The following is a 15727-nucleotide window of genomic DNA, read 5'->3' as shown; positions in this document are numbered from 1 at the left end:
GTCGATTGTCGCGTCAGTCGCGGCGCGTGCCTGAATCTGCCACTGCGCCCGACGCATCACCCGCATCCACCGGACTCGCCCCGCACGCCCGCAGCACGAGCGCGACGACTTCTTCAGTCGTCGCCTCGAACGCTTTCTTCGACAGCGCGCGCTTGCCCGCCAGTGCCTGGATCTGTGCGTCGAAATCGGCGAAGTGCTGCGTCAGCGCCCAGATCGTAAACAGAAACGTCCGCGCATCGACGCGCGCAAGCAGGCCGCGTTCGATCCAGTCGTCGATCATCGTGATGCGGGTTTCCATCCACGGCTTCACGCGATCCGTGAGGATGTCCTGCATGTGCGTCGCACCATGGATGATCTCGTTCGCCCACACCTTCGAACCGAGCGGTCGCCGGCGCGATAGCGCCATCTTCGCGCGCACGTAGCCGGCAATCGCGTCGGCGGGATCGTCGCTGCTCTCGAACGTATCGGCCGCACGATGCCATTCTTCGAACACATCTTCGAGCACGCGCCGGTACAGGTCGAGCTTGGTCGGGAAGTAGTAGTGCAGGTTGGCTTTGGGCAGCCCTGCGCGCTCCGCGATCATCGCAGTGCTCGCGCCGTCGAGACCGCGTTCCGCGAAAACCGCTTCCGCACATGCGAGCAGATGCGCTTCGTTGCTGTGACGGATGTGTGCCTTGCGTCGCCTCGGCGGCGTGCTGGCTTCGGGTTCGGTCGCCACGGCGGGCGTGTCGTCGCTTTTCATTGTCGGTTCTCGTTCGGCGGGTCGCCTGATCGCGCCTCGGTAGCGCCTCATTGTAGCCACATTGCCGCGCTGCACGTTTGCCTCGCGCGATGACCTCGCACACTACCCAGGGTTTCTGCTATATCGCAATGGCATACTTTTCGCTCACAAAGAAGTCATTGAAATATAGGCGTTAATCGTATAAAACCTGTCCATTCGGACAGGATTAGAGCAGCAACAGCAGAGAAGCGAAAGCAGGGTTTGCATCGTTGCACCGGCTACGGGCGCGCAGCCCCAAAGCCCGTCACGGATGCACTGGTTGCGCGCACTCGCGCACAGGTCGAATCATGGAACAAGGAAGACGCTGTAGAAGCGTCCGTCATCCCCACCCGTCGTGCGACGCACGGCGGCCTTCAATACGGATCGCCCGATCCGGATGAGGAGTGCATGCGATGAACGCAGTAACCGAAGCCGCGCTGGACGTATCGATCAATGTGAACGGCCAGCGTCTGTGGGACAGCCTGATGACGGTGGCGAAGATCGGTGCTACGCCCAAAGGCGGTGTGTGCCGCCTCGCGCTGACCGATCTCGACCGCGAAGGGCGCGACCTGATCGTGAGCTGGGCCAAAGAGGCGGGCTGCACGGTCACGGTCGATCAGATGGGCAATGTGTTCATGCGCCGCGCGGGGCGCGACGCTAACGCAACGCCGGTGATCACCGGTTCGCATGCGGACTCGCAACCCACAGGTGGGCGCTTCGACGGTATCTACGGCGTGCTTGGCGGGCTTGAAGTGATCCGCAGCCTGAACGATCGCGGCATCGAAACTGAACGTCCCGTAGAAGTCGTGATCTGGACCAACGAAGAAGGCTCGCGCTTCGCGCCGGCCATGGTCGCCTCGGGGGTATTCGCCGGAGTATTCACGCTCGACTACGGGCTTTCGCGCAAGGACGTCGATGGCAAGACGATCGGCGAGGAACTGCAGCGCATCGGTTATGCGGGTGACGTGCCGTGCGGCGGTCGCCCGATTCACGCCGCGTTCGAACTGCATATCGAGCAGGGGCCGATACTCGAAGCCGAACACAAGACCATCGGCGTCGTGACCGATGCACAGGGTCAGCGCTGGTACGAAATCGTGCTGACCGGACAGGAAGCGCATGCGGGCCCGACGCCGATGCCGCGCCGCCGCGATGCGCTGCTCGGTGCGGCGCGCGTGGTGGATCTGGTGAACCGGATCGGTCTGAACCACGCGCCGCTCGCCTGTGCGACGGTCGGCATGATGCAGGTCCATCCGAATTCGCGCAACGTAATTCCCGGCCGGGTGTTTTTCACCGTCGACTTCCGTCATCCGGAAGACGCCGTGCTCGCGCAGATGGATGCGGAACTGCGCGAAGGCGTCGCGAAGATCGCGGGCGTCATCGGCCTCGAAACGCAGCTCGAACAGATCTTCTATTACGCGCCGATCGCCTTCGATGCCGCCTGCGTGAAATCCGTGCGCAACGCGGCGGAGCGCTTCGGCTATCCGAATCGCGACATCGTGTCGGGCGCAGGTCACGACGCGTGCTACCTGTCGAAGGTTGCGCCCACATCGATGGTATTCGTGCCGTGTGTCGACGGCATCAGTCACAACGAAATCGAGGACGCGACGCTCGAATGGATCGAGGCCGGCGCGAACGTGCTGCTGCACGCGATGCTGGAACGCGCACGCGAACCGGCGTAGTGATGGTGTGGTGAGCGCGCGGTCGCGAGGTGGGTCCCATTGCGCCGCGTGAGAAATAAAAGATTGTGAGCAACCCTTGTCGGACAAGCCGGTCCTCGTACTGCAAGGCCGGCGATTTTCATTCGCCTCTCTTTTACGAAACGGAGTGTGCATGGCTATCAAGGAAACCGGCGACATCGCCGCCGGCCGTCTGCCCGCCGACCAGTTGGCCTGCCAGTTCAGCGACGTCGCGCCGCTGCTCGATGCACAGGCGGCTGCCGTCGCGGCCAGTCGCTGTCACTACTGCTATGACGCGCCGTGCGTCCAGGCTTGCCCGACGCAGATCGACATTCCCAGCTTCATCCGCAAGATCGGCAACGGCAACCTGAAGGGCGCCGCGAGCGACATTCTCTCTGCAAATCCACTCGGTGGCATGTGCGCGCGCGTGTGCCCGACCGAGATCCTGTGCGAAGGAGCCTGTGTGCGTAATCATCAAGACGGCGATCCGGTTGCGATCGGTGCGCTGCAACGCCACGCCACCGACTGGGCCATGGCAAGCGGCGTATCGCTGTTCCACCGCGCGGCGCAGACCGGTCGCCGCGTTGCGGTGGTCGGTGCCGGTCCGGCAGGGCTTGCCTGCGCGCATCGTCTGGCGCTGGCCGGGCACAGCGTGACGCTGTTCGATGCGCATGAGAAAGCGGGTGGCCTGAACGAATACGGCATCGCTGCGTACAAGACCGTGGACGATTTCGCGCAGCGCGAGGTGGCGTGGCTGCTGTCGATCGGTGGCATCGAATGGCGCGGCGGTCATGCGCTCGGTCGCGAGCTGCATCTGGCGGAGTTGCGCAAGCAATACGATGCGGTGTTTATCGCAATCGGTCTCGCCGGGGTGAGGGCGCTGCAGATCGAAGGCGAGCGTTTTGCCGGCGTGTACGACGCGGTCGATTTCATCGCGCGGCTGCGCCAGGCCGACGATCTTGCGACGCTGCCGGTAGGCCGTCGCGTCGTCGTGATCGGCGGCGGTAACACGGCCGTCGATGCCGCGGTGCAGAGCCGCAAGCTCGGTGCGCAGAGCGTGACGATGGTGTACCGGCGCGGCGTCGACACGATGAGCGCAACGTGGGCCGAACGCGAATTCGCGCAGACCCAGGGCGTGGCATTAATCGTCAACGCCCGGCCGGTGCGTGTGCTCGGCAACGGTGCAGGTGTGACAGCAGTCGAGTTCGAATTGACCGGTAGCGACGCAGGCGCACTCACGGGAACAGGCACAGGTACAGGCGAACGCTTCATCGTCGCCGCCGACATGGTGCTGAAGGCGATTGGCCAGACGCTCATCGTGTCGGAACTGAGCGCGGACATTCTGACGCTCGACGGTACGCGTATTTCGGTGGACCAGGAGCGCAGAACCTCGTTGCCGGACGTATGGGCGGGCGGCGATTGCGCGGCCACCGGGCTCGACCTGACCGTGCAGGCGGTGCAGGACGGCAAGCTCGCGGCCGCGTCGATCGACCGGATGTTTGCGCGCACGGCGGCTCGCGCAGCTTAAGGTGGTTCCAGAGCAGGACGGTGCAACGGATCGCCAGACATCGCGGCGTGCACCGGTTGCCGATATAAAAAAGCTTTCCCCACGGAGCCGAATATGGCCGATCTTCGCTGCACGATAGCCGGCATCACCTCGCCGAATCCTTTCTGGCTCGCCTCCGCGCCGCCCACCGACAAGGCCTACAACGTCAACCGCGCCTTCGAAGCGGGCTGGGGCGGCGTGGTATGGAAGACGCTCGGTCTCGACCCGCACGTGGTCAACGTGAGTTCGCGCTACGGCGCGGTGCAGTGGAACGGCCAGCGCATCGCCGGGTTGAACAACATCGAACTGATCACTGACCGCCCGCTCGACGTGAACCTGCGCGAGATCGCGCAGGTGAAACGCGACTGGCCGGATCGCGCGATGATCGTCTCGCTGATGGTGCCGTGCAACGAGCGCGACTGGAAATGGATTCTGCCGCTCGTCGAGGACACCGGCGCCGATGCCGTGGAACTGAACTTCGGTTGCCCGCACGGGATGAGCGAGCGCGGCATGGGCGCCGCGGTGGGTCAGGTGCCCGAGTATGTGGAGATGGTGACGCGCTGGGTGAAGGAGGGAACGCGGCTGCCGTGCCTCGTGAAGCTCACGCCGAATATCAGCGACATCCGGCTCGGTTCGCGGGCTGCTTTCAAGGGCGGCGCGGATGGCGTGTCGTTGATCAACACGATCAATTCGATCGTCGCCGTCGATCTCGACCAGATGGCACCGATGCCGACCGTCGACGGCAAGGGCACGCACGGTGGCTACTGCGGCCCGGCGGTCAAGCCGATTGCGCTGAACATGGTCGCTGAAATCGCCCGCGATGCGGAGACACCTAACCTGCCCATTTCCGGCATCGGCGGAATTACGACGTGGCGCGATGCCGCGGAATTCATCGTACTCGGCGCCGGTAGCGTGCAGGTTTGCACGGCCGCGATGCATTACGGCTTTCGCATCGTGTCCGATCTCGTCGACGGTCTCGCGAACTGGATGGACGAAAAAGGCTACGCGACACTCGATGACATCCGTGGCCGCGCGGTACCGAATGTCACCGACTGGAAATACCTGAACCTGCAGTACGACATCAAGGCACGCATCGATCAGGACCGTTGCATCCAGTGCGGGCTGTGCCATATCGCCTGCGAAGACACGGCCCACCAGGCGATCCTGGCCGAGAAGGATGGCGTGCGGCACTTCGAAGTCGTCGACGAACACTGCGTCGGGTGCAATTTATGCATGCATGTATGCCCGGTTGACGGCTGCATCACGATGGAGCGCGTCGACTCGGGCGCGTCTTCGAACTGGACCACGCATCCGAACAACCCGGCGCGCGTCGTTGCCGATGGCAGCCCGGATGGTCAGACGATCGCAGCGCACGCAGCCTGACTCTGGACGCATCGCGACGACGACGCGCCAGCCTTTCGACGATTGGAGAACTTTCAATGAATCAGTCCGCGGGAACCGGCGCTTCGCCGCTGCAGGCAGACGTTCACAGCAGTGCGCTCTACAACGACGACCTCGCGCCGACCGGCAGCGCGCAACGCACGTGGCGCTGGTATCACTTCGCGGCGCTGTGGGTCGGCATGGTGATGAACATCGCGTCGTACATGCTGGCCTCGGGTTTGACCGAGCAGGGTATGTCGCCATGGCAGGCCGTGGCGACGGTGCTGCTCGGCAACCTGATCGTGCTCGTGCCGATGCTGCTGATCGGTCACGCAGGCGCGAAGCACGGCATTCCCTACGCGGTGCTGGTGCGTTCGTCGTTCGGCACGCAGGGAGCAAAACTACCGGCGTTGTTGCGGGCGATCGTCGCGTGTGGCTGGTACGGTATCCAGACGTGGCTTGGCGGTAGCGCGATCTATACGCTGCTCAACATTCTGACCGGCAACGCATTGCAGGGCGCAGCACTCCCTTTGATCGACATCTCGATCGGGCAGGCCGCGTGCTTTCTCGCGTTCTGGGCGCTGCAGATCTATTTCATCGTCAACGGTACTGACTCGATCCGCTGGCTCGAAAGCTGGTCTGCGCCGATCAAGGTCGTGATGTGTATCGCGCTCGTGTGGTGGGCGACTTCGAAGGCGGGCGGCGTCGGCTCGATGCTGTCGACACCGTCGCAGTTCGTCGCCGACGGCAAGAAGGCCGGGATGTTCTGGGCCACCTTCTGGCCGAGCCTCACCGCAATGGTCGGGTTCTGGGCGACGCTCGCGCTGAATATTCCGGACTTCACGCGCTTCGCTAAAACACAGCGGGACCAGATGGTTGGCCAGGCGATCGGCTTGCCGCTGCCGATGGCGCTGCTGTCGGTGATCTCGGTGGTGGTCACGTCGGCGACTGTGGTGATCTACGGCAAGGCGATCTGGGACCCGATCGACCTGACGAGCCGCATGACCGGTATCGGTGTCGGCCTCGCGCTGATCATCCTGACGCTCGATACGATGTGCTGCAATCTCGCGGCCAACCTGGTCGGTCCGGCCTACGATTTTTCGAGCCTGTGGCCGAAGGGCATTTCGTATCGCACGGGCGGGATGATCACCGCGACGATCGCGATCGTGATGATGCCGTGGAAGATCCTCGCCACCACGCAGGGCTACATTTTCACTTGGCTGGTCGGTTACTCCGCGCTGCTCGGACCGGTGGCCGGCATCATGATGGTCGATTACTTCCTGATTCGCGGTACGCGGCTCGATCATCGCGAACTGTTCGACGAGCACGGCGAGTATGCGTATGTGGGCGGCTGGAACATCGCAGCTGTAGCCGCGCTCGTGATCGGCGTACTGCCGAATCTGCCGGGTTTTCTGAACACCGCGTTTCCGGCGGCGTTTCCGAATGTGCCCGATGCGTTCAAAAGCCTCTATACGTATGCATGGTTCGTCGGGCTTGCGCTGGCAGCACTGGTGTACGGCTTCTGGATGAAGTTCGCTGGCAGAGGGAGCACGCGCATTGCGCGTGCGTAAATGAAACAGGAACCAGGAGACAGCAACATGGCAATCCTCATTCGCGGCGGCACCGTGGTGGACGCCAACCGCACGTGGCGCGCAGACGTCCTGTGTCACGGCAGTGCGGCAGGCGGCACGATCGCGCAGATCGGTCCCGACCTCGCGGCACCCGCGGGTGCCACGGTGATCGATGCGGGCGGCCAGTACGTGATGCCGGGCGGTATCGATCCGCACACGCACATGGAGTTGCCGTTCATGGGCACGAAGGCCAGCGACGACTTTTATACCGGCACGGCCGCGGGTCTTTCGGGCGGCACGACGAGCATCATCGATTTCGTGATTCCGTCGCCGCGCCAGCCGCTGATGGCCGCGTTCAACGAGTGGCGCGGCTGGGCGGAGAAAGCCGCGGCCGACTACGGTTTTCACGTTGCGGTGACGTGGTGGGACGAGTCGGTGCATCGAGACATGGGCACGCTCGTGCACGAACATGGCGTGTCGAGCTTCAAGCACTTCATGGCGTACAAGAACGCGATCATGGCCGACGACGGCATCCTCGTGAACAGTTTCGCGCGTGCGCTCGAACTCGGTGCGCTGCCGACCGTTCATGCCGAAAACGGCGAGCTCGTCTTCCGCCTGCAGAACGAACTGCTTGCGCGTGGTTTTACCGGGCCGGAGGCGCATCCGTTGTCGCGACCGCCGGAAGTCGAAGGCGAAGCGGCGAATCGTGCAATTCGCATTGCGCAGGTGCTTGGCGTGCCGGTCTATATCGTGCACGTGTCGGCGAAAGATGCGCTCGATGCAATCGTGCGCGCGCGCAGCGAAGGGCATCGCGTGTTCGGCGAAGTGCTCGCCGGCCATCTGGTGATCGACGAAGCGGTGTATCGCGATCCAGACTGGACCCGCGCGGCAGCCCACGTGATGAGCCCGCCGTTTCGCTCGAAGGAGCATCGCGATGCGTTGTGGCATGGCTTGCAGGCCGGCCACCTGCACACGACGGCCACCGATCACTGCGTGTTCTGCGCATCGCAGAAGGCGATGGGGCGCGACGATTTCACGCGGATTCCGAACGGTTGCGGTGGCGTAGAAGACCGCATGTCGGTGCTCTGGCATCACGGCGTCAACGCAGGTCGCCTGACACCGAATGAGTTCGTCCGCGTGACGTCGACGAACGCCGCGCAGATCTTCAACCTGTATCCGCGCAAAGGAGCGATCGAGGAGGGCTCGGACGCGGACATCGTCGTGTGGGACCCGCAGGCGACGAAGGCGATCTCGGTCAAGACGCATCACCAGAACGTCGACTTCAATGTGTTCGAAGGGATGCAGGTGCAGGGGCTCGCCACGCACACCGTGACGCGCGGCGAACTCGCGTGGGCCGACGGCGATCTGCGTGCGCAGCGCGGTGCGGGCCGCTATCTGAAGCGTCCGCCGAACCCGGCGTATTTCGACGCGGTGCGTGTCGCGAACCGGCGTAAGGAAGTCGAGCCGGTGGTGCGTGAGCGGCAAGCGGGGTGAAATCGCTGTGCGGCTGCGTCGCCTATCGTGACGCAGCCACGCGGGCCGCCTTGAAGACGAGGCTCGGCGGCTGTCCGCTGATGTCGTCTATCTCGCCGATCCGGCGCATGCCGGCTTTTTCGAGCACGCGTATCGATGCGGCGTTGCCCGGCGAGACGACGGCCAGCACGTCGGCGGATACCTTGCGATGGGCGAAGTCGATTGCGTCCTGCGCGAACTCGGTGGCGAGGCCGCGACCCCAGGCGCCCGTGGCGAAGCGATAACCGAGTTGCAGCCGCCCCGTGTAACCGCGCAACGGGCGCCAGAGCAAACCGCCAAACCCGATCACCGTGTCGGGCACGTCGGTTTCATGAATGGCCCAGTAGCCGAATCCATACTCGTCCCAGTGCGCAATCCATGCTTCGAGACGCGCCCGCGCCGCGCCGATATCGCGCATCGGCCCGGCCGGATTGAAACGGCTGGTGGCCGGATCGCCGAAGATCGCGAGTACGGTGGCGGCGTCGTCGAGCGACGGTTTTCTGAGGCGCAGCCGGGCGGTTTGTCTTTCCATGAGCGGGTCCGGAGCTATCGATTGCGTTCGTGCGCAGGGCGACATCGACCGCGCAGGACATCCACACGCTTGCGCTGCGATACGCGAGGGCAGGAATGCAAATCGGCCGTTGCAGGTCCAGAAATTGCTGGCACGTTGCCGACCATGATGCGTCGCAATGCCGCCTGTGGCAACGCTCGCGTCGCAACCGTTGCCCATCGACCTGTCGACTCATCTTCTGCCGACAACTTTACGCTGCCCATATTGCGTTAAATGCCGGCCGAAACCCGGTGTAGACACCAGGCCCATGGCGTCGCAAGGTTCGAGTAAACTGTGCGGCGATGTCGACGTTCCGTTTGTGGCTTCGGCCAACCCAACTCCCCGTCGTGCAAGGAGGCATTACCCGTGCATGCAGTTCCCCCGCTGGAAGGCAGTGCAGTCGGTTCTGCCCCTGAAGTCCCCGAAGCGCCGGAAGCCCTCGAGCGCGATCTGCGCCGGGTCGATATCCACCCCGATTTCTGGTATCCGCTCGCCTGGTCGCGTGAGGTCAAGCGCGGCAAGGCGCATGGCGTGCGCTTCGCGGGCGAACCGATCGTGCTCGTGCGCACCGAATCCGGCGCCGTGTTTGCACTCGAAGACCGCTGCGCGCACCGCCAGGTGCCGCTGCACGGCGGTGTGGTCGACGGTGAATCGATTCGCTGCTGCTATCACGGCTGGACCTACGACTGCACCGGCCGCTGTATCGACGTCCCCTACCTCGGGCGCGAGCGTCTGCCGAACGGCGTGCGCTCGTATCCGTGCCGCGAAGTGGAAGGCCTGATCTTCGTTTTTCCCGGCAACGCCGCGTTGGCCGAAACCGTTGCGCTTCCCGTAATGAACGCCGCAAGCGACCCCAAGTACAAGACACGACGCTTCGGCCGCGAAGTCGCGTGCCACTACTCGTTCATGCACGAGAACCTGATGGACATGAACCATCAGTTCCTGCATCGCAAGCAGATGGGGCAGATGCGCGCGCGCTCGCTCGGGCGTCGGCGCGGCGAGGGCTGGGTCGAAGTCGATTACACGTTCGCGCGGATGGAAGGCCAGCAGCCCGTCGGCGAGGCGATCATCTTCGGTCAGAGCCGGCAGGGCGCGTCGGGCAACGACAAGGACGTGATGACGATTCGCACCGAGTATCCGTACCAGACGCTGCGCATCGTTAATTCGTCGAAGACGGTCGTGATGGATCTGTGGATCGTCTATGTGCCGCTCGATGCCGAACAGCGCACGAATCGCACGTTCGGGTTGCTGTCGATACGCCGGCCGGGTGTCGGCGTGTTGCTCGATATCGCGTGGCCGTTGCTGGTGTGGTTCACCGAACGCATCTTCAAGGAAGACCGCTGGATCGTCGAGCGCGAGCAGGAAGCGCACGATCGCCAGGGCGCCGACTGGAATCACGAAGTCTTTCCGGTGATTAACGAACTACGTTCGCTGCTGCGCGAAAGCGGCGCAGCGGAACGCGCTGCTGCGCCGACCGGGCCGTACCATCGGCGCATTCCGATCGAGGTCGTCACGCAAACCCAGCATGAGGCGGGTGCGAGGCCGGTTCTGCGCACAGCTGCGGCAGCAACCGAAGTCCTGCAAGGCAGCGACGAATAAGCGGAGTAGGTGGGGTAGGCGAACTAGGCGAACCACAAGGGCCGAACCCGCAAGAGCCCACCTGCTGCACCTGCTCAAAGTCACATGAAGTAATTATCGCAGCGCACGACGACCCCGTGCGCTGCGATCATCTCGCCAGCAAGACCCTCCGCTACGCTCCGCTCAAAACCGCGTGCGAACCCCGATGCGCACCGCGGTCGATGAATTGCCGGTTCCCACATACGTACCATTGACGAACACCGGCGCCGCCCCACCGCCGAGAAACACCGGCGCCGCGCCGCCCGACGCGCGCAGATAGGTCGCGCTCGTATAGATATCGGTGCGCTTCGACAGCGCGTAGTCGAGCAGCAGCGTAGCGTTCTGCCAGCGCTGGTCCTCGAGCTTGCTGTACCAGTAGCCTGCAAGAACCGTAGTGGTGGGCGTGAGCTGCAGCACTTCGTTGATTTCGTAAGTCGGCATCGAGCCGTTGTCGTCGCGAACCCGGAAGTGGGTGTCCGTGAACAGGATGCGTGTGAGCGAGATGCCGTAGGTATAGCTCGCGCCCGCACCGAACGTGCTCATGTTCGTCACGAGGGTAGGTCCAGCTGGCAGGTCCGCAAACAAGGTCGTGCCGGCCTGAGTCGGGGCGTTCAGCCCCATGTCGTGGGTATTGGTGTACGCGAGGCCGATATGCAACGGACCGTTGTCGTAGCGGGCACCGAACGCCATCACGCGCCCGGTACCCGCCGATATCGACTGCGACGGAAACGCATACAGCGCTCCCACCGTGAAGCCGTAGAAGCTCGGCGAGCGATACTTCACCGCGTTGTTGATGTGCAGCGTGCCCGCGAGGTGATCGAAGTCGCCGGGGTGCCACGAGTACTGGCCCGCATACTGGCCCATTGCGAACTGCGTGAGGTTGTCCCAGAAGAAGTCGTACTGTTTGCCGAACGTCAGCGTACCGCGCCGGTTGTCGGCGAGACCGAGCCAGGCCTGGCGGCTAAACAGCACGCCCGACTGCACCATCGTGCCGCTGTACAGGTTGAAGCCGTTTTCGAGTGTGAAGATCGCTCGCGTTCCGCCGCCGAGATCTTCAGTGCCAGTCAGCCCCCAACGGTTCGACTGGATCGAGCCGTCGTTTGCGACGAACGCCGAGTGGCCGTTCAGGTTGCTGAAATACGTGAGCCCCGCGTCGATGATCCCGTACATCGTCACGCTGCTCTGCGCGTGCGCCGTCTGAGCGGCGCACGCGGCGAACAACGCACTGCAAACAAGCATCTTCTTCATCGTGTCGTCTCCATTGGTTTAGCTTTTTTCGGGCAAAGCAACGCCCTGTCCCTTCGGCGAGGGACTTTGGGAGGGCGTCGAGAAACTGCGTGAAACGGGCGCGCTAAAGCGCGCGCCTTTGGGTCAACCGTCGAACCGGTACAGCACGGTATCCGCGCGGAAACGTACGTCCGCGCTCAGGCTGTTGCTGACGAGCAGATAGCGCTGAGCGTCGGCGACGAAGCTCGCGGCATCGGTGCCGCCGGTGGTCGGAAAGGTGTCGGCCAGATCGAAGCCGTTGCCGTTCCAGCGATAAATCTGCGAAGTCAGCGAGGTATGCGGATCATGCGGCGTGCCGGTGATGAAACACACACGCACGAGATAGCGGCCATGCACGCCGTCGATCAGTTTCAGCTCGCGCCCGCCGGCTTCGCCGAGCGTCTGCACCGGCTCGAACTGCGTACCGTCGAACCGGTACAGACGGGTTGTGCCGCTCAGATTCGCGTAGACCATCCACAGCGTACCCGCGTCCTCGAAGAAGCAGAACGCGCGACCGCCCGTCTGATCGAAGCGTTGCAGCGGCTCGAAGCGTTCGCCCGCCCAGCGATAGATCAGCGAACCGTCCACATGGTCCGCATACGCAAGCAGATGCTGCGCACCGATGCTAGCGAAGGCCCAGTTGTAACCCCAGCGTCCATCGAACTTCTGGAATGGCACGAAGCGTTCGCCATCCCACTCGAACAGATACGATTCGCGCGGATGGCGCGGCACGACACCTTCGAGCGTCACACCCTGCGCCAGCGCGAGGAAGTGCCGCTCGCCGAGTGTGAAGAAGCGCCACTGCTTCGCCGCGAAAACGGCAAAGCGCTGAAACGACTGCCACTGCGTGCCGTCGTATTCGTACAGCACGGCTTCGGTATCGAGCGAATACGGACCGCGGCCGGAACGCACGCCACAGGTCGCAAGAAAACGGCGAGTACCGAGCGTGAAGAATTCGATATCTTCGCCGCCAGGCAGCGGCAGCGTTGCGGCTTCGACAAAGCGACCGGCTTCCCAGCGATAGAGCAACGCGTCGGTGTCGCTGTCGCCGCCGTTCATCGCGGCTGGCTGGCCGGGAATGTCTAACGCGAGCTGCGGTATCGCGAGGTGCAGTGTGCCGTCGATCATGAAGGTTTCGACGGCCCGCGCACCGCTCGTCGCGAGCGTTTGTACGGGAGTGAGCAGGCCGCCCATCGTCACTGCGGGCGATACCGTTGCCGTTGTCATTGACTCAAGACTTTCCATTGCCTGACTCTGCGTGGGTGATGGTGAACGGAGAGGTTGGCGCGCGCGCATCGACGTCCTCGCGTGGCCGCCATGCGGCGACGAGTGCGATGCCGAGCGAGCCGCACACGGCGAGCAGCGCGGCGATGACGAAGATCTGTTCGAGCGGCAGTTTCTGTGCGAGCAGGATGCCGCCCACCAGCGGTCCGATGATCGATCCCATTCGTCCGATCGCCATCGTCCAGCCGATCCCTGCCGCGCGGACGGGCGTCGGAAACAGCCGGCTCGCGATCGCGGGAATCGTCAGTTGGCCGCCGACGAGGCATGCGCCAGTGATGAAAAGCATGCCGAACGCCGCGTTGCCCGTGCCGATCACGCGGCCTAGCGCGAACACCAGCACTGCGCCGCACGCGAACGAAATGGCCACCGGCACGAACGGTCCGATGCGTCCGACGACCGCTGAAATGAGCAACGCGCCGACGATCGCACCGAGGTTCAGGATGACTGCACCAAGTGCTGCGCGATCGGGTGCGATGCCGTTGAGATTGAGAATGGTCGGCATGAAGCTGACGAGAAAGCCCGACAGGATCATGCTCGACAGCACACCGAACCAGAGCGCGAGTGTCGATGCGAGTCGGCCGTCCGCGAGCAGGTCGCCGACGAACGAACCGAATGCGCGACCGGCGAGACTACGGTGCGTGGATGGCGCGACGACCTCGGTGCGTGCGGCGCTCGTCGACGGAATCACCAGCAACACCGGCACGATTGCGACGAGCGCGCAAATGCCGCCCATCAGAAACACGAAGGGCCAGCCGAAACGCATCATCAATGCAGCGGTGATCGCACCGCCCACCACAGCGCCAAGCGGAAAACCGATAAACATCAGGATGACCAGCGACGAGCGGCGCTGTGTCGTACTGCTCTCGGCAGTGATGGCCGCGACCGCCGGAATCGCGCCGCCCATCCCGAGCCCGCCGAGAAAACGCAGCGTCGCGAGCGACGTCGCCGAGCCGGCGAACGCACACGCCAGCGTAAACACACCGGTGACAGCGAGCGCCAGCAACAGCATCGGGCGACGTCCGAAACGATCGGCGAGCGGACCGGCAATCAACGAACCGAGCACGGTACCGACAAAGCCCGCACCGAACACCCGGCCGAGCGCCGCGTGATCGATGTGCAGCGAATGCGCGAGCAGCGGGGCGACGAACGACAGCATCAACGTGTCGAATCCGTCGATCATCGATACCGCGAAGCAGATCAGCGTGATCCGCACGACGGTTGCGGTCGGCAGGACCGGTGCTGTGCTGCGCGGGTTCAGCGATGCTGCGTCGAAATGGGTCATGGTGATGCGTCTCCGTGGCGGGCTTTCTATGTCGGCCGGCTGCGTCGCCCTGCGCGCCGGTATGTGCGGGATCGTGTGCGATCGCGTGCGTCAGTGCGGCGCAATCTCCGGATAGCGAACGTGCGTGAAGCCGGGAATCGTCACGTCGGCGGGCCGGTTACCGTTGTCGTGCAACTGGTCGATGATCAGGTCCGCGACGCAGTTCGACAACAGCTGTGACGGGTCTTCCATGATGCGGCGCAGACGCGCGCTTATCGCGTGGCGGTCGTCGGGGGCGGCGAAGGGCGGCATGCCTTCGGCGGCGCTCGGCTCGAACCGGTAGCCCTCGTTGTCGGGGAACAGTTCGCGCGCCACGTCGATGCTCGCGCGCGTGTTCTGCCACAGCGTGCGATAGGTCTGTTCGAGCGCGGCAAGCCCGGCGGCGTCCGGCAACTCGGCCACCGAAAACGACGGCGCGTGCGGCGCGATGAACAGCCGCTCGGGCGGCAGCGCGCGGCCCGATGCGCGCCAGATCAGATGACACATGTTGTTCGACGCCCACGTGGCGCCCGCGGTCGGCCGCCCGGAACGACCGCTGACTAGCACCATCGTGCGGCTCCAGTCGAGTGATTGAGCGCGCAACCAGTTGCCGATCCGGTAGACGATGTCGACGAACGCGAGCCCGAAGGTCGCGAACATCACGTCGTTCATCGGCACCGGCAGAGCGTGTTCGTCGAGCGGCGCGAAGTAGCGATCGCGCAGCGCGTCGAAGGTTAACAGGTCGGGTTCGTGTTGCGCGCGCTCCAGCATTTCCAGTGATACGGCGCATGTGTAGTCGACCAGCGCGGTGAGCTTCGTTTCCTGTCCTGCGAGACTGTGCACCGCGATGTCATCGCGCCAGAGCGCGACCGAATTCGCTTCGCGCACGTGCGCCGCATGCACGGCGAGTTGCGCGGCGGCTTGACGCCAGCTGCTGTCGGCGGCGTCGCGCGTGGCGGGCTCAGCGAGTTCGCGCATGCGTGCGAGGTAGGCGAGCGCGAGCGGCAGATGCGATACCGCGGTCAGCTCGATAAAACCGCGCGTCGACTTGCGAAAGCTTTCGATTAGCGGCGCGCGACCCGCGCCAGGAAACAGCGCGATGTCCGAACCGGTCGATACGATCAGCGGTGCGTCGGCGTCCCGCTCGTTCATCTGCTGCGTGAGCTGGTTGCCGATGCTGGCCGGGTCCGACGTGAATGCACGGAACAGGCCCGCAAACGCCGCATTCGGTTGATAGGTCATCGCTGTTTGCCCGATCCCTGGAG

Annotated in this window: 12 protein-coding genes; 6 read left to right on the top strand and 6 right to left on the bottom strand. The window is 64.0% G+C overall.

Features of this window, described 5'->3' with window-relative positions; all coding sequences use genetic code 11:
- Positions 1 to 13 precede the first annotated feature (13 nt).
- Entirely contained in the window at positions 14 to 742 is a 729-nt protein-coding gene (locus FNZ07_RS25865) for a TetR/AcrR family transcriptional regulator (RefSeq protein ID WP_091014502.1), read from the bottom strand.
- A 431-nt stretch (positions 743 to 1173) separates the two neighbouring features.
- Between FNZ07_RS25865 and FNZ07_RS25860 the strand changes: the two genes are divergently transcribed.
- The 5 genes from FNZ07_RS25860 to hydA all read left to right on the top strand — a co-directional run bounded on the left by FNZ07_RS25860 (position 1174) and on the right by hydA (position 8427).
- Positions 1174 to 2439 (top strand): Zn-dependent hydrolase, encoded by a 1266-nt coding sequence (locus FNZ07_RS25860; protein WP_091014500.1) that lies wholly within the window; start codon positions 1174 to 1176, stop codon positions 2437 to 2439.
- Positions 2440 to 2590: 151 nt separating this feature from the next.
- On the top strand, positions 2591 to 3964 hold the full coding sequence (locus tag FNZ07_RS25855; protein WP_091014498.1) for an NAD(P)-dependent oxidoreductase: 1374 nt from the start codon (positions 2591 to 2593) through the stop codon (positions 3962 to 3964).
- 93 nt (positions 3965 to 4057) lie between these two features.
- On the top strand, positions 4058 to 5365 hold the full coding sequence (gene preA, locus FNZ07_RS25850; protein WP_091014496.1) for an NAD-dependent dihydropyrimidine dehydrogenase subunit PreA: 1308 nt from the start codon (positions 4058 to 4060) through the stop codon (positions 5363 to 5365).
- A 56-nt stretch (positions 5366 to 5421) separates the two neighbouring features.
- Entirely contained in the window at positions 5422 to 6933 is a 1512-nt protein-coding gene (locus FNZ07_RS25845; protein ID WP_091014493.1) for an NCS1 family nucleobase:cation symporter-1, read from the top strand.
- A gap of 27 nt (positions 6934 to 6960) precedes the next feature.
- The gene (gene hydA, locus FNZ07_RS25840; RefSeq protein ID WP_091014490.1) at positions 6961 to 8427 is read left to right on the top strand and encodes a dihydropyrimidinase; all 1467 of its coding nucleotides are present in this window, start codon (positions 6961 to 6963) and stop codon (positions 8425 to 8427) included.
- Between the two features lie 22 nt (positions 8428 to 8449).
- Here the strand turns inward: hydA and FNZ07_RS25835 are convergent, their stop codons facing one another.
- Complete coding sequence (locus FNZ07_RS25835; RefSeq protein WP_091014488.1) at positions 8450 to 8977, bottom strand: GNAT family N-acetyltransferase; 528 nt, start codon at positions 8975 to 8977, stop codon at positions 8450 to 8452.
- 384 nt (positions 8978 to 9361) lie between these two features.
- Between FNZ07_RS25835 and FNZ07_RS25830 the strand changes: the two genes are divergently transcribed.
- Complete coding sequence (locus FNZ07_RS25830) at positions 9362 to 10594, top strand: aromatic ring-hydroxylating oxygenase subunit alpha (protein WP_091014486.1); 1233 nt, start codon at positions 9362 to 9364, stop codon at positions 10592 to 10594.
- 162 nt (positions 10595 to 10756) lie between these two features.
- On the opposite strand, the gene FNZ07_RS25825 is transcribed toward FNZ07_RS25830, so the two are convergent.
- The 4 genes from FNZ07_RS25825 to FNZ07_RS25810 form a co-directional block, all read right to left on the bottom strand.
- The gene (locus FNZ07_RS25825; protein ID WP_091014484.1) at positions 10757 to 11860 is read right to left on the bottom strand and encodes a porin; all 1104 of its coding nucleotides are present in this window, start codon (positions 11858 to 11860) and stop codon (positions 10757 to 10759) included.
- Positions 11861 to 11983: 123 nt separating this feature from the next.
- Complete coding sequence (locus tag FNZ07_RS25820; RefSeq protein ID WP_211367938.1) at positions 11984 to 13105, bottom strand: hypothetical protein; 1122 nt, start codon at positions 13103 to 13105, stop codon at positions 11984 to 11986.
- Positions 13106 to 13109: 4 nt separating this feature from the next.
- A complete protein-coding gene (locus tag FNZ07_RS25815; protein WP_091014481.1) occupies positions 13110 to 14444 on the bottom strand; it encodes an MFS transporter in 1335 nt (444 codons plus the stop codon).
- Positions 14445 to 14534: 90 nt separating this feature from the next.
- Positions 14535 to 15704: a DUF5624 domain-containing protein gene (locus FNZ07_RS25810; RefSeq protein ID WP_091014478.1), complete on the bottom strand. Its 1170-nt coding sequence runs from the start codon at positions 15702 to 15704 to the stop codon at positions 14535 to 14537.
- Positions 15705 to 15727: the final 23 nt, after the last annotated feature.

Origin of the sequence: Paraburkholderia megapolitana (assembly GCF_007556815.1) — a bacterium.
In the GTDB taxonomy this organism is placed as follows: Bacteria; Pseudomonadota; Gammaproteobacteria; order Burkholderiales; family Burkholderiaceae; genus Paraburkholderia; species Paraburkholderia megapolitana.
Note: the sequence above shows the minus strand (reverse complement) of the source record. Positions and strands in the feature narration are given on the sequence as shown.